This is a genomic window from Lacisediminihabitans profunda, from assembly GCF_008040105.1.
Lineage (GTDB): Bacteria > Actinomycetota > Actinomycetes > Actinomycetales > Microbacteriaceae > Lacisediminihabitans > Lacisediminihabitans profunda.
The window spans coordinates 226,253-246,978 of the sequence record NZ_VRMG01000008.1 but is presented as its reverse complement, the minus strand read 5'-3'; the positions used below and the strand labels follow the sequence as shown (position 1 = coordinate 246,978).

Annotated in this window: 20 protein-coding genes; 15 read left to right on the top strand and 5 right to left on the bottom strand. The window is 69.0% G+C overall.

Annotation, left to right across the window (positions count from 1 at the left end; translation table 11 throughout):
* Positions 1 to 2 precede the first annotated feature (2 nt).
* From FVP33_RS12055 to mutM, 9 genes are all read left to right on the top strand, one after another.
* A complete protein-coding gene (locus FVP33_RS12055; protein WP_147783910.1) occupies positions 3 to 887 on the top strand; it encodes an ABC transporter permease in 885 nt (294 codons plus the stop codon).
* Positions 884 to 1,723: an ABC transporter ATP-binding protein gene (locus tag FVP33_RS12050; protein ID WP_147783909.1), complete on the top strand. Its 840-nt coding sequence runs from the start codon at positions 884 to 886 to the stop codon at positions 1,721 to 1,723. The genes FVP33_RS12055 and FVP33_RS12050 overlap by 4 nt, the downstream gene beginning before the upstream one ends.
* Complete coding sequence (locus FVP33_RS12045; RefSeq protein WP_147783908.1) at positions 1,720 to 2,478, top strand: ABC transporter permease; 759 nt, start codon at positions 1,720 to 1,722, stop codon at positions 2,476 to 2,478. Before FVP33_RS12050 ends, FVP33_RS12045 begins: the two co-directional genes overlap by 4 nt.
* Before the next feature lie 86 nt (positions 2,479 to 2,564).
* Positions 2,565 to 3,716 carry an ABC transporter substrate-binding protein gene (locus tag FVP33_RS12040; protein WP_147783907.1) on the top strand — a complete coding sequence of 384 codons (1,152 nt, stop codon included), beginning with the start codon at positions 2,565 to 2,567 and terminating at the stop codon, positions 3,714 to 3,716.
* 60 nt (positions 3,717 to 3,776) lie between these two features.
* Positions 3,777 to 5,105, top strand: coding sequence for an aspartate aminotransferase family protein (locus FVP33_RS12035; RefSeq protein WP_147783906.1), 1,329 nt, complete (start codon positions 3,777 to 3,779; stop codon positions 5,103 to 5,105).
* Between the two features lie 217 nt (positions 5,106 to 5,322).
* Positions 5,323 to 5,871, top strand: a complete 549-nt coding sequence (locus tag FVP33_RS12030) for a YceD family protein (RefSeq protein ID WP_342779868.1) — start codon at positions 5,323 to 5,325, stop codon at positions 5,869 to 5,871.
* 15 nt (positions 5,872 to 5,886) lie between these two features.
* On the top strand, positions 5,887 to 6,090 hold the full coding sequence (gene rpmF / locus FVP33_RS12025) for a 50S ribosomal protein L32 (protein WP_147783905.1): 204 nt from the start codon (positions 5,887 to 5,889) through the stop codon (positions 6,088 to 6,090).
* A gap of 29 nt (positions 6,091 to 6,119) precedes the next feature.
* Positions 6,120 to 6,815 (top strand): ribonuclease III, encoded by a 696-nt coding sequence (rnc, locus tag FVP33_RS12020; RefSeq protein ID WP_147783904.1) that lies wholly within the window; start codon positions 6,120 to 6,122, stop codon positions 6,813 to 6,815.
* Positions 6,816 to 6,817: 2 nt separating this feature from the next.
* Positions 6,818 to 7,876 carry a bifunctional DNA-formamidopyrimidine glycosylase/DNA-(apurinic or apyrimidinic site) lyase gene (gene mutM / locus FVP33_RS12015; protein WP_147783903.1) on the top strand — a complete coding sequence of 353 codons (1,059 nt, stop codon included), beginning with the start codon at positions 6,818 to 6,820 and terminating at the stop codon, positions 7,874 to 7,876.
* A 392-nt stretch (positions 7,877 to 8,268) separates the two neighbouring features.
* Here mutM and FVP33_RS12005 read toward each other — a convergent pair whose 3' ends face one another.
* The 3 genes from FVP33_RS12005 to FVP33_RS11995 form a co-directional block, all read right to left on the bottom strand.
* The gene (locus FVP33_RS12005) at positions 8,269 to 9,615 is read right to left on the bottom strand and encodes a sensor histidine kinase (RefSeq protein WP_147783902.1); all 1,347 of its coding nucleotides are present in this window, start codon (positions 9,613 to 9,615) and stop codon (positions 8,269 to 8,271) included.
* A complete protein-coding gene (locus tag FVP33_RS12000; RefSeq protein WP_147783901.1) occupies positions 9,612 to 10,307 on the bottom strand; it encodes a response regulator transcription factor in 696 nt (231 codons plus the stop codon). The genes FVP33_RS12005 and FVP33_RS12000 overlap by 4 nt, the downstream gene beginning before the upstream one ends.
* Before the next feature lie 87 nt (positions 10,308 to 10,394).
* The gene (locus FVP33_RS11995) at positions 10,395 to 11,132 is read right to left on the bottom strand and encodes a HEAT repeat domain-containing protein (RefSeq protein ID WP_147783900.1); all 738 of its coding nucleotides are present in this window, start codon (positions 11,130 to 11,132) and stop codon (positions 10,395 to 10,397) included.
* Positions 11,133 to 11,450: 318 nt separating this feature from the next.
* Here FVP33_RS11995 and FVP33_RS11990 point away from each other — a divergent pair, with 318 nt between their 5' ends.
* Positions 11,451 to 15,116, top strand: a complete 3,666-nt coding sequence (locus FVP33_RS11990; RefSeq protein ID WP_147783899.1) for an AAA family ATPase — start codon at positions 11,451 to 11,453, stop codon at positions 15,114 to 15,116.
* A gap of 8 nt (positions 15,117 to 15,124) precedes the next feature.
* Here FVP33_RS11990 and FVP33_RS11985 read toward each other — a convergent pair whose 3' ends face one another.
* A complete protein-coding gene (locus tag FVP33_RS11985; protein WP_147783898.1) occupies positions 15,125 to 15,706 on the bottom strand; it encodes a histidine phosphatase family protein in 582 nt (193 codons plus the stop codon).
* A 263-nt stretch (positions 15,707 to 15,969) separates the two neighbouring features.
* Here FVP33_RS11985 and ftsY point away from each other — a divergent pair, with 263 nt between their 5' ends.
* Both ftsY and FVP33_RS11975 read left to right on the top strand, forming a co-directional pair.
* A complete protein-coding gene (ftsY, locus tag FVP33_RS11980) occupies positions 15,970 to 16,842 on the top strand; it encodes a signal recognition particle-docking protein FtsY (RefSeq protein WP_147783897.1) in 873 nt (290 codons plus the stop codon).
* Positions 16,843 to 16,859: 17 nt separating this feature from the next.
* Positions 16,860 to 17,189 (top strand): hypothetical protein, encoded by a 330-nt coding sequence (locus FVP33_RS11975; RefSeq protein ID WP_147783896.1) that lies wholly within the window; start codon positions 16,860 to 16,862, stop codon positions 17,187 to 17,189.
* Between the two features lie 25 nt (positions 17,190 to 17,214).
* On the opposite strand, the gene FVP33_RS11970 is transcribed toward FVP33_RS11975, so the two are convergent.
* The gene (locus FVP33_RS11970) at positions 17,215 to 18,087 is read right to left on the bottom strand and encodes an IclR family transcriptional regulator (protein ID WP_147783895.1); all 873 of its coding nucleotides are present in this window, start codon (positions 18,085 to 18,087) and stop codon (positions 17,215 to 17,217) included.
* Between the two features lie 138 nt (positions 18,088 to 18,225).
* Between FVP33_RS11970 and FVP33_RS11965 the strand changes: the two genes are divergently transcribed.
* Genes FVP33_RS11965 through FVP33_RS11955 form a run of 3 tightly spaced genes read left to right on the top strand, consistent with a single transcriptional unit; the run spans position 18,226 to position 20,709 of the window.
* Complete coding sequence (locus tag FVP33_RS11965; protein ID WP_246142314.1) at positions 18,226 to 18,891, top strand: ABC transporter permease; 666 nt, start codon at positions 18,226 to 18,228, stop codon at positions 18,889 to 18,891.
* Positions 18,884 to 19,927, top strand: a complete 1,044-nt coding sequence (locus tag FVP33_RS11960) for an ABC transporter ATP-binding protein (protein ID WP_246142313.1) — start codon at positions 18,884 to 18,886, stop codon at positions 19,925 to 19,927. Before FVP33_RS11965 ends, FVP33_RS11960 begins: the two co-directional genes overlap by 8 nt.
* Positions 19,924 to 20,709 carry an ABC transporter permease gene (locus FVP33_RS11955; RefSeq protein ID WP_147783893.1) on the top strand — a complete coding sequence of 262 codons (786 nt, stop codon included), beginning with the start codon at positions 19,924 to 19,926 and terminating at the stop codon, positions 20,707 to 20,709. The genes FVP33_RS11960 and FVP33_RS11955 overlap by 4 nt, the downstream gene beginning before the upstream one ends.
* The last annotated feature ends 17 nt before the right edge of the window (positions 20,710 to 20,726 follow it).

Here is a 20,726-nt window from a genome sequence, read left to right as displayed (position 1 = left end):
GCATGAGGCGCACGGCGGGCAAGCGGGCTCGCGCGATCGCGCTCGGGACGGCGGGCGTGTTGCTGCTCGCCCTGGCCTGGGAGCTCTACAAGAGCTTCGGACCGCTCGCCGGCTGGGGCGTCGGGGGAGTGCTGCTGCTGCCGCGCACCGACGACATCTCGATGCCGCACCTCGGCGCCATGCTCGCCCGGACGGCCGAGCCTCTCACCTCCGCCGCGGACTCGCAGCCGGTCTGGCTCATCGTGCTGCTCGGCTGCGTGTCGAGCCTCGGCACCGCCTTCCTCGGGCTGCTCATCGGGGCGGTGGTGGGCATCGGCCTCGCTCTCGTCATGCTCCGCTTCCGCGTCGCGGAGGCGGCGGTTCTGCCGTGGCTCGTGCTCAGCCAGACCGTGCCGCTCATCGCGCTCGCTCCGCTCGTGGTCACCTGGGGCGGCCAGTTGCAGTTCGGCAGCTTCAGCTGGCAGCGCTGGATGTCGGTGGCCGTGATCGCGAGCTACCTCGCCTTCTTCCCGGTGGCGATCGGTGCCCTGCGCGGGTTCCAGTCGCCCGAGGTCGCGCACACCGAGCTCATGCACAGCTACGCGGTCGGCTGGTGGAAGACCCTGTTCTACCTGAGGCTTCCGGCGAGCGTGCCCTACCTGTTGCCGGCCATGCGGCTCGGCGCCGCGAGCGCCATCATCGGCACCGTCGTCGCCGAGGTGTCGACAGGCACCGAGGGGGGCATCGGGCGACTCATCATCGAGTTCGCGCAGTCCGGCTCGAGCGATCCGGCCAAGGCATACTCGCCGATCGCCGGAGCGGTGCTCATGGGGCTCGCGGCCGCCGGGATCGTCTCCATCATGGGCCTCGCGCTCAGCCGCTATCGAAGGAACGAGGCCCAGTCATGACCGACTCCAGCCAGCACGCCGTGGAGATCGTCGGCGTCACGAAGACCTTCGCGGGAACGGGGTCGAAGCGCGCCAAGAGCCAGGGCGACGGCACCGTCGTCGCCCTCGACGACGTGAGCCTCACCGTCTCGCCCGGCGAATTCGTCTCCCTCATCGGCCCATCCGGGTGCGGCAAGTCCACGCTCCTCCGCCTGATCGGGGATCTGGACGAGCCGACGGCCGGCACGGTGTCGGTGTTCGGCAAGACCGCCCGCCAGGCGCGCATCGATCAGGACTACGGCATCGCATTCCAGAGCGCCGGCCTGCTGCCGTGGCGTTCGGTCGCCGCGAACATCGAGCTGCCGCTCGCGCTGCATCGCTTCGGGGCCCGCGAGCGCCGCGACCGGGTGGCGGAGCTGCTCTCCCTCGTCGGGCTCTCCGACTTCGGTGACAAATACCCCGAGCAGCTCTCCGGCGGGATGCAGCAGCGAGTGGCCATCGCGAGGTCGCTCGCCGAGAAGCCCCGACTGCTGCTCATGGACGAGCCGTTCGGCGCGCTCGATGAGATGACGAGGGAGCGGATGCAGTCCGAGCTCGTGCGCATCTGCGCCGAGACCGGGGCGGCCGTCGTCTTCGTGACCCACTCCATCCCCGAGGCGGTCTTCCTGAGTGACCGCGTGGTCGTGATGAGCCCGCGCCCCGGCCGCATCCGCGAGATCGTGCCCGTGGCCCTCGGCGACGACCGCGGCGAACTGCTGCGCGAAGACTCGCGGTTCTTCGCCGGGGTCACGGCCGTTCGCGAGGCCCTGCACGGCGCGCCGGCGGCGTCCGCGGTGCGCGGGGTGGAGTCTCGATGAACTCGGTGATCGTGCGCCGGGTGCTGCCGCCCGTGCTGCTCGGCGTGCTCGCGCTGATCGCGTGGCAGCTCGTGGTGCAGCTCGCGGGCATCCAGCCCTACCTGCTCCCGTCGCCGCTCGCCATCTGGACGCAGGTGCAGCTCATCGGTCCGCTCTTCGTGCCCGCCACGGTGGCGACCGGCACGAATGCCCTCGTCGGGCTTGTCATCGGGGCGGTGATCGCCATCCTCATCGCGCTTCTCGCCTCCCGCCTGCCGGTGGTCGACGAGCTCATCGCCCCCATCGTGGCGGCCGTCGCCGTCGTGCCGATCGTGGCTCTCGCGCCCATCCTCGGCAGCATGTTCGGGGCCACGAGCGAGACACCGCGGCGGGTGATCGTGGCGATCGTCGTGTTCGTGCCGGTCTTCATCAACACCGTTCGCGGGCTGCGCCAGGTGAAGCCGGTGCATCGCGACCTGATGCGGGCCTATGCGGCCTCCAACTGGCAGATCTCCCGCACCGTGACCATCCCGGGGGCCCTGCCGTACGTGTTCACCGGCCTCAACATCGCGTCGTCGCTCGCGGTGATCTCCGCGATCGTGGCCGAGTACTTCGGTGGCCTGCAGAACGGGCTCGGCTCGCGCATCACCTCCGCGGCGGCCAACAGCGCGTACCCGCGGGCCTGGGCCTACGTGTTCGCCGCGATTCTGCTCGGTGTCGTCTTCTACGGCGTCACGCTCGTCCTCGAGAGGCTCGCCTCGCGTCGGAGGACCTGACCTCCCCAGCGTCACCCTGCCGACGGCGTCAGGGGGCACCAGAAAGAAAGCACCAGCACCTTCCATCACAGCCAAGGAGAGATCGAATGAAACCCAGCAGAAGAGTCGTGCTCGGCGCTGCGGCGATGGCCGCAACCGCCGCCCTGATGCTCAGCGCATGCTCCACGTCAACACCATCCGCTTCGTCCAGCGCGACATCCGGGGCGCTCACCCCGGTGAAGCTGCAGCTCCAGTGGTTCGCCCAGGCGCAGTTCGCCGGGTACTACGCGGCGCTCAAGCAGGGCTACTTCAAGGATGAGGGACTCGACGTCACCATCCTCGAGGGCGGAACGGACATCGTGCCGCAGACCGTCCTCGCCAACAACCAGGCCGACTTCGCGATCGCCTGGGTTCCGAAGGCGCTTGCGTCCCGCGAGCAGGGCGCCGGCATTACCGACGTCGGCCAGATCTACCAGCGCTCGGGAACCCTCCAGGTGTCGATGAAGAAGGCGAACATCACGAGCGCCGCCGATCTCAAGGGCAAGAAGGTGGGCAACTGGGGCTTCGGCAACGAGTTCGAGCTGTTCGCTGGAATGACAAAGGCGAAGCTCAACCCGGCCAAGGACGTGACCCTGGTGCAGCAGAACTTCGACGAGAGCGCCCTGCTCTCCGGCGACATCGATGCCGCGCAGGCCATGGTCTACAACGAGTACGCGCAGATCCTGGAGACGAAGAACCCGGCGACGGGCGAGCTCTACAAGGCGAGCGACCTCAACGTGATCGACTGGAACAAGGAGGGAACGGCGATGCTTCAGGACGCGATCTGGGCCAACACCGCGAAACTCTCCAGCGACAAGGCGTACCAGGCGACAACGGTCAAGTTCCTCAAGGCCGTGATCAAGGGCTGGATCTACGCCAGGGACAACCCGCAGAAGGCCGCGGACATCGTGGTCTCCTACGGAACGAAGCTCGGCACTAGCCACCAGCTCTGGCAGACCAACGAGGTCAACAAGCTCATCTGGCCGTCCCCGGACGGAATCGGGGTCATCAACGCCGCCGACTGGAAGCGCACGGTCGGGGTCGCGATGGATGCCAAGAACCTCGAGGGCTCGACAGTGATCACCAAGGCGCCGGACTCCGACGCCTACACCAACACCTACATCAAGAAGGCGCTCGGCGAACTCAAGTCCGAGAACGTCGACACCACGGGCGCGAACTTCAAGCCCATCGACGTCACCCTCGCCGAGGGTGGCAAGTAACAACTCACTAGTCTGGTGCGGGGGCCGTCTTCGGCCCCCGCACCGCTCACAAAGGCAGCCATGAACATTCTCGACCCCGCGGCCGGCGAACACGCCTACGAACTCGACCGCTCCCACGTCTTCCACTCCTGGTCCGCCCAGGGGGCGCTGAAGCCCTTCGTGATCGCGGGGGCGCTCGCCTCCACCGTCTGGGACTTCGACGGCAATCACTATCTCGACTTCTCGAGCCAGCTCGTGAACATGAACATCGGGCACCAGCATCCGAGGGTCGTCGCGGCCATCAAGGCGCAGGCCGACACCCTCACGATGGTCGCCCCGGCCCACGCGAACCTCGCGCGCGGCGAGGCGGCCAAGCGCATCCTGGCCAAGGCCGGCCGGCCGTTCAGCAAGGTCTTCTTCACCAACGGTGGTGCCGACGCCAACGAGAACGCCATCCGCATGGCGCGGCTCGTGACCGGACGCGACAAGGTGCTCTCGCAATACCGGTCGTACCACGGCAACACCGGAGCGGCGATCGTGGCAACGGGGGACTGGCGACGGATGCCCAACGAGTTCGCCCGCGGACACGTGCACTTCTTCGGGCCGTTCGCCTACCGGTCCGAGTTCTGGTCTGACTCGCCGGAGCAGGAGTGCGAGCGCGCGCTGCACCACCTGGAGCGGATGATCGTGTCCGAGGGCCAGTCCACGATCGCGGCGATCCTGCTCGAGGGGGTCCCGGGAACGGCCGGCGTGCTCGTGCCGCCGCCCGGCTACCTCGAGGGCGTGCGGGCGCTCGCGGACAAGTACGGCATCCTGCTCATCCTCGACGAGGTGATGTCCGGGTTCGGCCGCACCGGCGAGTGGTTCTCCTGGCAGGGATTCTCGCGCGAGGAGGGCAACTGGAAGCCCGACCTCGTCACCTTCGCGAAGGGCGTCAACTCCGGCTACGTGCCCACCGGCGGGGTGATCATCTCGGAGTCGATCGCCAACGCGTTCGACGACGTCGTGTTCCCCGGCGGGCTCACCTACTCGGGGCATCCGCTCGCCATGGCGTCCATCGTCGCCTCGATCGACGCGATGGACGACGAGGGGATCATCGACCACGCCCGGGTGATCGGCAGCGACCACCTCGAGCCCGGACTCGCGGAGCTGGCGCGCAAGCATCCGATGATCGGCGAGGTGCGCGGCCTCGGCGTCTTCTGGGCCCTGGACCTCGTGGACGACCCGGACACCCGCAATCCCGTCTCCGGGGCCGTGATCGCCCGGCTCAAGGGCGAACTCATGTCGCGCGGGCTGCTGCCGTTCGCGGCGGACAACCGCATCCACGTCGTGCCGCCGTGCATCGTGACGGCGGACGAGGTGGCTCGCGCCCTCGAGATCTACGACGAGGCGTTCACCGCGGTCGAATAGCGTCGCCCGCCGAGTTCCGAGGTCCGCGTTCCGAGTTCCGCCCGACTTTCGCTTCTCCTTCCGCTTCTGCTTCCGCTTCTGCTTCCGAAATCCATGCAATTCCGGCGACACGCCGCCCGGATGCGTCGGCAAGCGGCGAGTCGGGCAGGAATGCATGGATTTCGGAAGGGGACGAAGGTCGGACCCGCGGCTCGCGTAAACTCGTTGGGTGCCTCACGTGATCAAGACCCCATACACCGTCGACGTGTACGACCTCATGCACCGCCCCGGCGAGATGCGTGAGCGTACCCTCGACGTGATCGTGCCCGAGTCCTTCGGCAACGCCATGATCGGCGTGAAACAGGGCAGCGAGCTGCGAATCGACCTGCGCATGGAGTCTCTCCACGACGGCATTCTGGTGAGCGCGGACATCGAGGGAACGGCCGCCGGCGAGTGCGGTCGCTGCCTGATCGACATCGAACAACCCGTTCAGGTCGAAATCCAGGAGCTTTTCGCGTATTCTTCAGACGAAGCTTTTGAATACGAGGTTCACGAGGACACGATTGACCTCGAACCCGTAGTCAGGGATGCGGTGGTGCTTTCACTGCCGTTCCAACCGGTCTGTCAAGAAGATTGCCTCGGTCTGTGCCCGCAGTGTGGGGTGCGACTACTCGACAACCCGGGCCACGAGCACGAGGCTCCCATCGATCCACGGTGGGCTGCGCTCGGTGACTTGGCAGACACCACCACCCCAGATGTAACCGATGCTGCAAGCGGCGTCGAGTAGAGAAAAGAGATAGTCATGGCAGTTCCGAAGCGCAAGATGTCACGCGCCAGCACCCGTGCGCGTCGCGCCCAGTGGAAGGCCACCCCGCCGACCCTGGTCAAGACCGTCGAAGGCGGCAAGACCACCTACAGCCTCCCGCACCGCGCGAAGGTTGTCGAAGACTCCACCGGCGCCCCGCTGTACATGGAGTACAAGGGTCGCAAGGTAGCGGACGTTTAGTCCACTCGCTTGCTCTGACGGAGCGATCGATGCCGGGCACTAGCGAAACACGGGGCGAACTCGTCGAGTTCCTCGCCGTCAGCGTCAGTCCGGACCTACTCGAGCTCGCCTTGACGCACCGCTCGTACGCGTACGAGCACGGTGGCGTCGCGCACAACGAGCGCCTCGAGTTCCTTGGCGACTCGATTCTCGGCCAGGCCGTCACGGTGATGCTGTTTCGGGAGAACCCCGACCTCGACGAGGGCGAACTCGCCAAGCGTCGGGCCAGCCTGGTGAGTTCCCTGGCGCTCGCCGAGGTGGCCCGCGAGATCGGGCTCGGCAGGCACATCCGTCTCGGCCGCGGTGAAGAGCTCACCGGCGGTCGCGACAAGTCTTCGATTCTCGCCGACACGGTGGAAGCGGTGATCGGTGCCGCGTACATCGACGCCGGCGGCGAGGCCGCCACCGAACTCGTGCTGCGGCTCATCCGTCCACTGCTCACCAACCCGGAGCGGTTCGGCGCGGCGATGGATCCCAAGACGAGCCTGCAGGAACTGGCGGCCCGGACAGGCCGTGGCCTCCCGCGCTACGAGGTGACGGACAGCGGACCGGATCACTCGAAGCGCTTCCACGCCACCGTGTCCCTCGGCGGTATAGACGTGGCCGAGGGCGACGGCACGAGCAAGAAGCAAGCGGAAATGGCGGCGGCGCTCGACGCCTGGACCGCCCTGTCGCAGTCCGACTGAGCGTGCCGGAGCTTCCCGAGGTAGAGGTGGTTCGGGCTGGCCTCGAGCCGGCGGTCACCGGGGCGACAGTTCGCGCCGTGACCGTCTTCGATGAGCGCTCGCTTCGCCGCCACAACGGCCCGAGCGAGGACTTCATCGACCGGCTCACCGGACGCACTATCACCGGGGCGGTTCGCCGCGGCAAGTTCCTCTGGCTGCCGCTGGCCGCCGCATCCGCTGCCGCGTCTCCCGCGGCTCCCGGCTCTCCCGCGGCTCCCGGCTCTCTCGCGGGTCCCGCGGCTCCCGGCTCTCTGAAAACGCAGGAGATTCGCCTCGAAACGGCGCCCCAGCCGGCATACGCCGCCGTCGACGAAGAATCTCCTGCGTTTTCGGCGGGGGCAGAGGCTCTCGTGGTGCACCTCGGCATGAGCGGGCAGGTGCTTCTGCGCGATGTCGGGCAACCGGATGACGCGCTCCTGCGAATCAGGCTGGATCTGGACCAGGACCGACTCGGTTCGTTGCGCGTCGACTTCGTGGACCAGCGGATCTTCGGATCGATGGCAATCGACGACCTCGTGCGCACGCCGGACGGGCGCCCGGGCGGGTTCGGCGGCGAGGCGGCTCTGGTGCCCAGCCAGGTCGCCCATATCGCCCGTGATCCGCTCGACCCGGCATTCTCCGACGCGCAGTTCTTCACGGCCCTCGCGAAACGCAAGACCGGCATCAAGCGCGCCCTGCTCGACCAGACCCTCATCAGCGGCGTCGGCAACATCTACGCGGACGAGTCGCTCTGGGCGGCCCGCATCCACTACGACCAGCCGACGGCCAGCCTGAGCCGCGCCCGCGCACGCTCGCTCCTCGCCGAGGTGCGGCTCGTGCTCGGCAAGGCGCTCGCGGAGGGCGGCACGAGCTTCGACGCCCAGTACGTGAACGTGAACGGGGCATCCGGCTACTTCTCGCACTCGCTGAACGCGTACGGGCGGCAGGGCGAGGAGTGCCCGCGCTGCGGACGGCTGATGGTGCGCGAGTCGTTCATGAACCGCAATTCGCATCTCTGCGCCTTCTGCCAGCGGCTGCGCTGAGCGGCGAACTGGCCTGAGGTATCCCGCCGCCCCGGCATCTCGCCGGTGCGGCATCCCGCCGCCGCGGAGTGCCGCTGTGCGGCATCCCGCCGCCGCGGCGTGCATAACTCCTGCAGTTCGGCGGGCAGGGTCGTGACGCTCCCGCGTATTCGGGGTGTTGGTCGGCTACGCCAGGTGAATTGCAGGAGTTATGCACGCTCGGGCGGGGAGCGGGGGCGGGGAGCAGGGGCGGGGAGCAGGGAGCGGGGGCAGGGGCAGGGGCAGGAGCAGGAGCAGGAGCAGGAGCAGGAGCGGGGAGCAGGGGCGGAGCAAGGAGCAGGGAGCAGGAGCGGCAGGGGGCGGGAGCAGGGGCGGGGAGCAGGAGGCGCCACGCCGAGAGTGCAAGGGCGGGCCTACGCCGCGGGGAGCCGCACGATGAAGACCGCTCCGCCGCCCGGCGCGTTTCCCGCGACGATGCTGCCGCCCAGCCGGGACACCAGCCGCGAGGCGATCGAGAGCCCGAGCCCGGTGCCCACCGGGCGGATGTCGCGGTATCGCGCGTGCAGCGCCCCGCGTTCGAAGGCGACCCGCAGGTCGTCGGCGCTCAGGCCGGGGCCACCGTCGCGCACCTCGAGCACGACATCCGTCCCCTCCGTGCGGGCGTGCAACTGCACTCCGGCGCCGGCCGGAGTCACCCGGAGCGCGTTCTCGACGAGCCCGTCGAGCACCTGGCGCACCCGCCGTCCGTCCGTGACGATCGTCGTGTGGTCGGCGGTGACCGCCAGCGCCACGCCGAGGGTCGCGCAGCGGCCGAGCCACGCCTGGCCGGCCTCGTCGAGCAGGGCGGCGACGTCGAGCGCCTGACGGTGGATCACGAAGTCGTCGGCCTCGAGCCTCGCAAGCTCGAGCAGATCGGCCACGAAGCGATCGAGGCGTTCGGTCTCCGCGACGAGGGTCGCGCCCACCGAGGCGATGTCCGCCTCGTGGATGAGGCCGTCGGTCATCGCCTCCCCGTACCCGCGCACGGCCGTGAGCGGTGTGCGCAGCTCGTGCGAGATCGACAGCAGGAACTCCCGCTGCCGGCCCTCGCTCGTGGTGAGGGCATGGTCGAGGCTGGCCAGGGCATCCGCGACATCGGCGATCTCGGTCGGACGGTGCGCGGTGATCGGCAGGCCGCGTTCGCCGGCGGCCATTCTTCGCGCCGTCGCCGCGGTCGTCACCAGCGGTTTCGCGATCCACCGGGCGAGCAGGGCACCGGCGATCACCGCGAGGAAGATCCCCACGAGGAGGGCGATCAGGATGCGACCGGCCGTCTGCTGGGTCGTGCGCTCGAGGCTCGCCTGCGAGCGCACGAGCACGATCGCCGCTCCGGACGGCGTCGCCCGGCCCTCGATCACCACCGTCTCGCCGTCGCTGCGCCGCACCGTGGACACCGGATTCCCGCGCAGCAGTCGCCGCACCATCGCCCGGTCGATGTAGGCGGCCGCTCCGCCGACCACCTGACCGTTTCGGCGAACGAGCGCCACATCCGTGTCGCCGAGGGCGAGTTTCACCCGATCGCTCAGGTCGCCGATGGTGGCCGCCGCGCGAAGCTTGCTCAGCACCTCCGCCTGGGCGGCAAGCTGGGCCTTCGCCTCGTTGATGGTCGACACCCGTACGAGTTGCAGGGAGATGAGGCCGGTGGCGAGAACGGCGAGCATCGCGACACTCACGGTGACGAGGGTGATGCGACCGCGCAAGGATCGGAGGTAGGCCCTCATGCCGACACCGAGTAGCCCACCCCACGGGACGTGACGATGGGGCTCGACTCGCCGAGCTTGGACCGCAGCTGGGCGACGTGGACGTCGACCGTGCGCCCGAGACCGTAGTCGGCCTGGCCCCACACCGACGACAGCAGCTGCTCGCGGGTGAACACCTGCCCCGGCGAGCTCATCAGCTTGGCCAGCAGATCGAATTCGGTGCTCGTGAGCGTGACCGGCACCCCGGATGCCTCGACCCGGCGCCGAAGCGGGTCGAGGACGATGACCCCGACGGTGAGCACGCGCCCGGCCACCGGTCCGTCGTGCCGGCGCAGGATCGTCTTGATCCGCACGACGAGCTCCCGGGGCGAAAACGGCTTGGTGAGGTAGTCGTCGGCGCCGAGCTCCAGGCCGAGGATGCGGTCGACCTCGTCGTCCCGCGCCGTGACGAAGATCACCGGCGTCCAGTCCTCGGCGGCGCGGAGCCGACGGCAGATCTCGATGCCGTCGATGCCGGGCAGGCCAACGTCGAGCACGATCGCGACGGGACGCAGGCGTCGGATGCTCGCGAGCCCGGCCTCCCCGTCGCCCTCCACGTGCACGCCGAAGCCCGCCTCGGCGAGGTAGAGGCGCTCGAGGTCCGCGATCGCGCGCTCGTCTTCGACGATCACGACGAGACCCCGCGACTGGCCCCTCGCATCCGACTCGCCCATGTGATCATTCAAGCGGATCGGCGGCCACAAACCGGGCACCGACGGCGCGCCCTTACATTCCCCGAACACGGGGCTCCTCGACGCGGTTCAGGCCGACTCGTCGGGCGGGAGCGGCGTGAGCTCCTCCGCTTCGAGAATCCTGCGCAGTCGCGCCTTGGTGAGGTTGGTGGAGACGATCCAGCGGATGTCCGGGTCGTCGACCGTGCGGAGCCGCTCGAACGCGACCAGTCCGGCGGCCGGTGACGCGGCGACCGCGACGCTCCAGCAGTACCCGAGGGCCTGGCGCAGGTTGCGCACCGCCGGGTCCCTGCGCCGGTCGGCGGGAAGTGAGCCGATCCAGTCGGTCGCGCTCGAGCACGCGTCGAGCGCGGCGCTCGCCGTGGCGGGGTCGGAGAGAAGTCGGGGCTCGCAGATCCCGGCGACGGCGGCCCGGCGCACGTAGCCGTCAGCATCCGTCAGCCAGTCGGCCACGATCGCCCGCAGCCGAGCCGGCTCGGCGTCGCCGATGAGCTGGAGGGCGCGCGCCGCGGCCTCGCGCACGCGCCAGAGCGGGTCGGCGGCCCGTTCGCGCAGCAGCGGCACGAGCGAGGAATCCCCGGGCTCGGCGGTGACGAGGCGGCCGACCGCCTCCGTGCCGCAGAAGCGCAGGTACTCGTCGTCGAGGTGGGCGAACCGAAGGATCGTCTCGCGGTCGGCGACCGCCGCGAACGCGTCGGCGAGCTCCAGGTTGCCGCGCGGGCCAGGCAGGCCCGACCGCTCGGTGAGATAGCCGGCCAGCTCCGCCTCCGGCACGGCCCTGAGCTCGTCCTCGCGCCGTGCGTGCATTCCTCAAGTCTTGCCCGGCCGGCGGCGCACCACAACGAGTCATCCGACCGCGGGACCACCGAGGCGGCGCGCCGGCTGTTCCGCCGCGCACGCGTGCATAACTCCTGCGGATTGCCGGTCGGTGGTGCGTCGGCCGCCGGGATTCCCGGGTCGCCGTAGCGGACGGCGGCGAATTGCAGGAGTTGTGCGCAGGGTCAACGCGAGGGTCGGACCCGCAGCCGAGGCCGAGACGCGCGCCTCGCCCGGTTGCCGGGGAGAGCCGCCGCCGTCCGGTACCGTAGACCCAGACGTTTCTGGGGCGTCGGAGAGGGCTGGCCGGTGTATCTCAAGAGCCTTACCCTCAAGGGGTTCAAGTCGTTCGCCCAGCCGACTACCTTCGCCTTCGAGCAGGGCGTGACGTGCGTCGTCGGACCGAACGGCTCCGGCAAGTCCAACGTCGTCGACGCCCTCGCCTGGGTCATGGGGGAGCAGGGCGCCAAGACGCTCCGCGGCGGCAAGATGGAAGACGTCATCTTCGCCGGCACGGCCACCAAGGGCCCGCTCGGACGGGCCGAGGTGATCCTCACGATCGACAACGCGGATGGCGCCCTGCCGATCGACTACGCCGAGGTCACGATCAGCCGCACCCTGTTCCGCAACGGCGGCAGCGAGTACGCGATCAATGGAGACACCTGCCGCCTCCTCGATGTGCAGGAGCTGCTGAGCGACTCCGGCCTCGGCCGGGAGATGCACGTGATCGTGGGCCAGGGCCAGCTCGACGCCGTGCTGCGCGCGAGCCCCGAGGACCGCCGCGGCTTCATCGAAGAGGCCGCGGGCATCCTCAAGCATCGTCGTCGCAAAGAGAAGACCATCCGCAAGCTCGACGCGATGCAGGCCAACCTCACCCGGTTGAGCGATCTCGCCGGGGAGATCCGCCGCCAGCTCAAGCCGCTCGGCCATCAGGCCGAGATCGCCAAGGAGGCCCAGTCGATCGCGTCGATCGTGCGGGATGCCCGCGCGCGACTGCTCGCCGACGAGGTCGTCACGCTCCGCGCCGCCATCACCGCGTCGGCCCGCAGCGAGAGCGAACGCAAGACCGAGCGGATCGTGCTGCAGGAACAGCTCGACCAGAACAAGCTTCGCGAGCACCGCATCGAGCAGTCGCAGGAGGGCGATGCCGTGGATCTCGCGCGCCGCACCGCCTTCGGCCTCGAGTCGGTGCAGGAACGGCTGCGCAGCCTCTACACGCTCGCCAACCAGCGCCTGGCCCTGCTCGGGCAGCAGACCGACGCTCCGGATGCCGGCCAGGGCGTCACCCGCCAGATGGTGGCCGACGCCGAAGACGAGATCGAGAGCCTCCTGACCGCGGTCACCGAGACGCAGGCCGCGTGGCAGGAGGCCCAGGCCGCGACCGCCGTCGCCCGAGCGAACCTCGACGGGCTCGACGAGCAGATCGCGTACCAGTCCTCCCTCGTCTCCCGGCACGACCTCGAGATGTCCAAGCTCAGCGGCCAGGCCGACACCGCGCTGTCCCGTCTCGCCGCGGTGCGCGGCGAGGTGCTCCGCCAGCAGAACGCGCTCGACGCGGCCCGCGACCGGCGGGAGAAGTCCCAGGCCTCGTTCGTCGAGTTGGAGGCCGAGGCGGCGCTCACCGACTCCGGCGAGACCGACCTCGACGCCGCCTACGAGACCGCGCAGGCCGAGGTTCTGGATGCCGAGGCCGAGATCGAGCGCCTGCGCGAACAGCTTCACGGCCACGAACGCGAACGCGACGCCCTCGCCGCCCGCACGAGCGCGCTGTCGTCGGCCCTCGACCAGAAGGACGGCTCGAGCGCGCTCGTCTCCGCGCGGCTCGCCGGCATCCGCGGACTCGTCGCCGAACACGTGCAGGTGCAGCCCGGGTTCGAGGCTGCGATCGCTGCCGCCCTCGGTTCGCTCGCCGACGCCGTTCTGGCCGACGATCGCTCGTCGGCGTTCGACGCGATCGAGCACTCCGGCAGCAACGACTATGGGCGGGTCGAGATCGTGATCGCGGAGTCCGGGGCGCCGACCGCGAGCGCCCTCGACCTCGGCGACGGCATCGTCAGCGCCGAGAGCGTCGTCACCGCGCCGGACGGCGTGCGGCACCTGCTCAGCGGAATTCTGATCGCCGACGACCTCGCCACGGCGCGCGCCGGCTGGACCGGTCTCGCCGCGGGCTCGGCCGTCACGATCATCACGAAGTCCGGCGACGTGCTGTCCGAATACGTGCTCCGCGGCGGCTCGGGGGCCAAGCGTTCGCGGCTCGAACTCGTTGCGGACCGCGATGCGGCGAAGCACCGGCTCGAGGAGGTGAGCTCCCTCATCGACCGCGCCAAGTTCGCGCTCGCCGAACAGCGGGGGCGTCATCAGGTGGCGAAGGAGCAGTCGGCGCGCGCCCTCACCGCCCTGCGTCAGTTCGACTCGCAGCTCGCCGCCCAGACCGAGAAGCTCAACCGCGTGCGCGTGCAGGTCGAGGCGGCCCAGGCGGAGGCCGACCGGCTCGAAAAGGGGCTCGCCCTGGCGACGGATGCGGTGGCGGATGCCGCAGCCCAGGCCGACCGGGCCCGCCAGGAACTGGAGACGGCGTCGTCACGCCCCCGCCCCATCCTCGATGTCGCCGCGCGCGAGGGCGTGCTCGCCGACCTCGAGTCGGCGCGGGAGAACGAGATCGAGGCGCGCCTGCAGGTGGAGACCGCGCGAGAGCGAGTGCGCGCCCAGCAGGCGAGGGCCGAACAGCTGAAGCGCCAGATGGAGGCGGACCGGGTTCAGGCCGAGGAGGCCGCCCGACGCGCCGTGATCCGCCGACGCCAGGTCGCCTCGGCCCAGCGGGTGCTCGAGGCGCTCCCCGCGGTGCTCGACTCCGTCGACCGGTCGGTGTCCCAGGCGCGGCTCGAGCTCGCCGCCCGCGAGGCCGAGCGCTCGGCGCAGAACGAGGAACTCGCCGAGCTGCGTCGCAGCGAGAACGCGTTGCGGGAGCGGCTCACCGCCATCAGCGAGAGCGTGCACGGCCTCGAGATGCAGGTCTACGAGAAGAAACTGCACCTCTCGACGCTGCTCGAGCGCGCCGGCGAGGAGCTCGGCCTCGTCGAGGACGTGCTCGTGGCCGAGTACGGCCCCGAACAGCTCGTGCCGCTCGATGGCGACCTTCTGCCCGCACGCGTTTCTCCGGAGGTTTCGGTCGCGGAGAGCGCAAATGGGGCCGAAATGGCCATATCCGAGACGGAATTGGCGGATGCTCCGGAGAAACGCGAGCGCGACGAGGAACTCGAGGAGAAGCGCGAGTCGGATGCCGCGGGGGCGATTCCCGAGGGCAAGCGATTCGTGCGGGCCGAGCAGGAGGCGCGGCTGGCGAGGGCGGAGCGCAAGTTCGCGCAGCTGGGCCGGGTCAACCCGCTCGCGCTCGAGGAATTCGCCGCGCTGGAGCAGCGGCACAAGTTCCTCACCGAGCAGCTCACCGACCTCACCTCGACGCGCAAAGACCTCCTCACGATCATCGACGAGATCGACGAGAAGATGCAGGACATCTTCGGGAGCGCGTTCGAAGACACGAAGACCGCGTTCAACGCCGTCTTCCCGGTGCTCTTTCCGGGGGGCACAGGCAGCATCCATCTCACCGATCCGGACAACCTGCTCACGACCGGCATCGAGGTCACCGTGAAGCCGGCCGGCAAGAAGATCGAGCGGCTCTCGCTGCTGAGCGGCGGGGAGCGTTCCCTCGCCGCCGTCGCGCTGCTCATCGCCATCTTCAAGGCGCGGCCCAGCCCGTTCTACATCATGGACGAGGTGGAGGCGGCGCTCGACGACGCCAACCTCGGTCGTCTGCTCACCATCTTCGAAGACCTGCGCGAGTCGTCGCAGCTCATCATCATCACGCACCAGAAGCGCACGATGGAGATCGCGGATGCCCTCTACGGGGTCTCGATGCGCGCCGACGGCATCAGCGCGGTCGTCGGCCAGCGGGTGAAGCAGGAGCAGGCAGGCTAGGCAGCCCGCTAGGCGAGTTGTTCCTCGGGCAGAAGCGGGGCGAGCGGCTCGTCGTTGACGGTGTGCACGCGCCAGCCCTCGCCGATCCGGTCGAAGGTGGCCGTCGATCCGTTGTTGATCTGATCGAGCTTGCGTCCGGCGAGCGCGCTGAGGGTGTACCGGATGATCGTGCCGTGGCAGACGATCACGACGTTCGCGTCCCCGTAGTCGTCGGCGATGCGATTCAGTGCCGCGAGGCCCCGGGCGACCACCGAATCGAGACTCTCGAGTCCGGGGTAGTCACGGTTCGGCCACCGAGCCTCGATGTCCTCCTCGGTCGCGCCCTCCCCGTCGCCGTAGTCGCGTTCGACGAGTTCGGGATAGCTCGGTCCCAGTGTGATGCCGAGCCCGTCGGCGATGATCTGCGCGGTCTCGCGGGCCCGCTTGAGGGGGGAACTCACCACGCAGTCCCACCGAGTGCCGGAGAGCACGGCGACCGCGTCTCGGGCCTGCTGCCGCCCGGTGTCGTTGAGGGGGATGTCGGACGAGCCCTGGAGACGAAGTTGGAGATTCCAGTCGGTCTGGCCGTGGCGGATGAAGGCGAAAGTCACCCCTCTAGTCTGCCCTGCCCCGGCGCGGGCGGCTGTCGCGCGAGCAACCCGAGCCCCGCGTGGAACGCGGGAGAGCCAGCCCGCGTCTGTGCCCCGCGTCCGTGCCCGTTGCGCCGACGAATTCCCGCGTCTGTGCCCGTTTGTAGCGTTCGTGACGGGTCGCGCGGGCACAGACCCTACGAACGGGAACTATTGCGGCGGGTGACGCGGCCCCGCCTGGAGAGTGCACGGGCGGTGTGCGCCCCGCTGGGTAGCATGGGGGAATGGCAACTCCGTGGTCCCTGTCGGGTGCGCTCAAGGGAATGTTCTCGCGCAAGACCATCGACGACGAGACCTGGGACGACCTCGAGGACGCTCTCATCACCGCCGATTTCGGCTCTGACATCACCGATTCGATCGTCGCCGAGCTGCGCGAGAACGTGCGCAAGTACTCCACGACCGACCCGGAAGACCTGCGGCGGATGCTGCGGGAGACCCTCGAGGAGCGCCTCGCCAGGCTCGACCCCACCCTCACCCTCAGCGCGCGACCGGCCGTCGTGCTCGTCGTCGGAGTCAACGGCGTCGGCAAGACAACGACGATCGGCAAGTTCGCGAAGTTCCTCACGACGCGCGGGCGCACGGTTATCGTCGGTGCGGCCGACACGTTCCGGGCCGCGGCGGTCGAGCAGCTGGCCACCTGGGCCGAACGCGGGGGCGCGTCCATCCAGAAGCCGCAGCAGCAGGGCCAGGATCCGGCATCCGTCGCCTTCCAGACGATCGAGCGGGCCCAACGCGAGGGCGTGGACATCGTGCTCATCGACACGGCCGGCCGCCTGCAGACCAAGAGCGGGCTCATGGACGAGCTGGCCAAGGTGAAGCGGGTCGTGGAGAAACAGACGGAGATCGCGGAGGTGCTGCTCGTGCTCGACGCGACAACGGGGCAGAATGGCCTCGCGCAGGCGGAAGCCTTCATCGAGCATGCCGGGGTCACGGGACTCGTGCTCACCAAGCTCGACGGGTCGGCGAAGGGCGGGTTCGTGCTCTCGGTGCAGGAGAAGACGGGAATCCCGATCAAGCTCGTGGGCCAGGGCGAGGGGATCAATGATCTCACCGGATTCACGCCTCACGTCTTCGTGCAGAACCTGATAGGACGATGATGAGCCAGGAGGGCACCATGGCAGGTTCGGATCCCGCCCCGACGCGCGCGCCGCGCCCGTACAGCCGCCTCTCGCTGGTGGCACTCGCCCTGGCGGTCGTCGGTGCGGCTGTCGGCTTCTGGGGCTTCGTGAGCGGCATCGACTACGCGCTCAACGGCTCGGGAAGTGGACCGGGTCCGAGCCTCATCGTGTTCTTCGTCGGGGCGGGGATCGTCGTCGCCTCGCTCGTGCTCGCGATCATCGCTCTCGTGCGATCGAGCGCGAAGATGATGCCGACGATCGCCCTCGCGGTGGGGCTGCTCCCGATCGCCGGGCTCCTCGTCGTGGTGCTCGCCAACCGGCGTTAGGAGCCCGCTCCGGCGCACCCGCCGGTCAGCGCCCGCGCGAGTTCGCGCCCAGCTGGGCGGAGAGTTCCGCCGCGACGCGGGCGGCCAGCGCGCCCGCCTCGTCGAGATGCGCCCCCAGCCGGGGCTTGGGAGCGCTCACGTTGATGGCGGCGATGATGTTCTGCCTGAAGTCGAACACGGGCGCCGAGACGCCGACCACGCCCGTCTCGAACTCCTCGTCGACGGTCGCGAAGCCGCGACGCCTGATCCGGGCGATTTCGGCCGTGAGACTGTCGAAGTCCGTCACGAGGGGGGTGACCCCAGTGGGCGACGCCATCGGGACGCCGGACGCCTGCAGCGGGGGACTGACGGGACCCGTGACCGCGGCGTCGTGGCCGTGGGCCTCGTACCAGCGCCGCAGGTCATCCTCCGCCCAGTCGCTCACGAGCACGCGCCCGGACGAGGTCTGCCAGGCCGCGGTGCTCACGCCCTCCCAGCCGAGGCCGCGAAAGGCGTACTCGCTCAGCTCGCTCGCGAGAGTGAGCACATTGCCGCCGCGGAGCACGCAGAGGTGGGTGGTCTCGTGCGTGGCGGTCACCATGCGACGCAGGTACGGCACCGATGCCCGCACCAGTCGGGATTCGAGCGTGCGCGCCGCGAGGGCGTAGAGCTGGTAGCCGAGCCGGTAGCTCTGCGTCACGGAGTCGCGCGAGACGAGTCCGGAGTCGGCGAGAGTGGCGAGTGTTCGCGAGACCGCGCCCTTGTCGCGTCCGGCGAGTTCGGAGACACGCACGACGCCGAGCCCGCCGGCCGACTCCGCCTCGGGCGAGCCGAGGATCTCGAGCAGCTCGAGATCCCTGCGGAGACCGGCCGAATTGCGCCGGGGGGCCGTAACTGCCGCTTCACTGTCGGTCGTCATGCCGCCCACGCTAGTGGATGGTTGCCATTTGCGCAACCGGGGTTGCTCAAATAAGAACCAACTCGTAGTGTTCCTCTAGTCGGCCGCTGCACCACAAGCGGCGACGGCAACTCAACGAAGAGTGAGGAGGACGCAACCGTGACCGGATTCGATTTCAGTCGGCTGCTGCATTTTTGGTCACAGCGGTGGCCGGACATCCTCGGTCTGATCGTCGAACACATCGCGGTCGTCGCCATCTCGCTGCTCATCGCCATGGTTGTCGGTGTCGGAATCGGCATGCTCGTCTGGAACCGCCCGATTCCGCGCTCCGTGGTAATCGCCGCCGCTGGTGTCGCCCTCACGATCCCCTCCCTCGCCATGCTGGCGCTGCTCATCCCCACCTTTGGGCTCGGTTGGACGCCCACCGTCATCGCGCTGGTCATGTACTCGCTGCTGCCGATCGTGCGCAACACCGTGGTCGGGCTTCGTGAGGTGCCGCCGGCCGTCATGGAGTCGGCGACCGGGATGGGGATGAACCAGTTCTCGGTGCTCCTGCGCATTCAGTTGCCGATCGCCTGGCCGATCATCCTCACCGGGGTGCGGGTCGCGGCGCAGCTCACCATCGGCATCGCCGCCATCGCCGCGTACGTCGCCGGTCCGGGGCTGGGCTCGTACATCTTCCAGGGACTGTCGTCCCTCGGCTCCGTGAATGCGCTCAACTTCGCGCTCACCGGCACTCTCGGCGTCGTCATCCTCGCGCTCCTCGTCGACGCGCTCTTCGTCACCATCACCCGCTACACGACGTCAAGGGGACTCCGTGCCTAAAACACCAGACACCGCCATCATCCAGATCGCCCGCAACACCAGCGGCGCCCGGATCGTGCTCGACCACGTCACCAAGAGTTACGCCAACCAGCCTGTCGCAGCTGTTGAGGACTTCTCCATGACGGCGGAGCCGGGCGAGCTGATCATGTTCGTGGGACCGAGCGGATGCGGTAAGACCACCACGATGAAGATGATCAACCGCATCATCGAACCGACGAGCGGCTCGATCTCGATCGACGGTCGCGACGTGCTCTCGCTCAACCCGCACGAGCTCCGACGTCACATCGGCTATGTGATCCAGCAGATCGGCCTGTTTCCGCACATGACCATTGCGGAGAACATCGCCGTGGTGCCCAAACTGCTCGGATGGAGCAAGAACGCCATCGGGGACCGTATCGACGAGCTGCTCACCACCGTTGAGCTCAACCCGAGGGACTTCGCGCACCGCTACCCCAAGCAACTCTCCGGTGGTCAGCAGCAGCGAGTCGGCGTTGCCCGCGCGCTCGCCGCCGATCCGCCCGTCATGCTCATGGATGAACCGTTCGGCGCCACCGACCCGATCACCCGCGAAAAACTGCAGGCCGAGTTCCTGCGGCTGCAGGACTCTCTCGGCAAGACGATCATCTTCGTCACCCACGACTTCGACGAGGCCGTGCGTCTCGGCGACCGAATCGCGGTGCTGAGCGATCGCAGCCAGATCGAGCAGTTCGACACCCCGGCCAACATCCTCGCGTCGCCGGCCAACGACTACGTGGCCTCCTTCATCGGGCACGGAGCGGCCATCAAGAGGCTCACCCTCATTCCCGTCACCGACGCCGTGCTCGGTCCAGTGAGCGAGTCGTCGGGCGGTCCCATCACCGTGTGCGACACCGACACCCTCCGCGACGCGCTGGACTCACTCGTGCTCACCGGACTCGCCGCGCTCACCGTCGTCGATGAGGCACGCCGGCCGATCGGATCCATCAGTGTCGACCGGATCTCGGCTGTGCTCGGGGCCGATGTCGCCACACCCACCGTGCAGGCGAGCCGGCCATGACCGGCCAAGCCACCGGGGACATGGCAGTGTCCTACAGCCGGCAGCCGAGCGTGCGCGGCCGGTTCTTCACCGCGAAGCGGTTCGTCACGCCGGTCCTCGTGGTCCTCGTGCTCGGCATTCTGCTGCTCTGGCTCTCGAGCCTCCAGCTCGACTCGATCGAGCGGCGCACCCTCAACATCGACTACATCATCAACCGCACGCGTGAGCACCTCGGACTCACGATCGTGGCCTCCGCGCTGGTCGCCGTGCTCGCCATCCCGCTCGGGATCGCTCTCAGCCGCACCCGGTCGAAGGTCGTGCGGGGCATCGTTCTGGGCGTCGCGAACGTCGGGCAGGCGACTCCGGCGGTCGGGGTGATCATCCTTCTCGCCATCGTCTGGCAGACCGGCTACACGACCGCGCTCATGGCGCTCGTGATCTACTCCTTCCTGCCGGTTCTGCGCAACACCCTGATCGGGTTGCAGCAGGTGGACGAGAGCGTGCGCGAGTCCGCGCGGGGAATGGGGATGACGCCCAACCAGGTGCTACTGCACGTCGAGCTTCCCCTCGCCGTGCCGGTGATTCTTGCCGGGCTGCGCACCTCGCTCGTCTTCTGCGTCGGCGTCGCGACCATTGCCACCTTCATCAATGCGGGCGGCCTCGGCGACATGATCGTGAATGGCCTCAAGCTGCAGCGCTACCCCGTGCTCATCACCGGAGCGGTCCTCGTCGCCTGCATCGCCCTGCTGATCGACTGGGTCGCCGGCATCGCCGAAGACCTGCTCCGCCCGCGCGGAACCTGATTTCCCGATCTTCACCC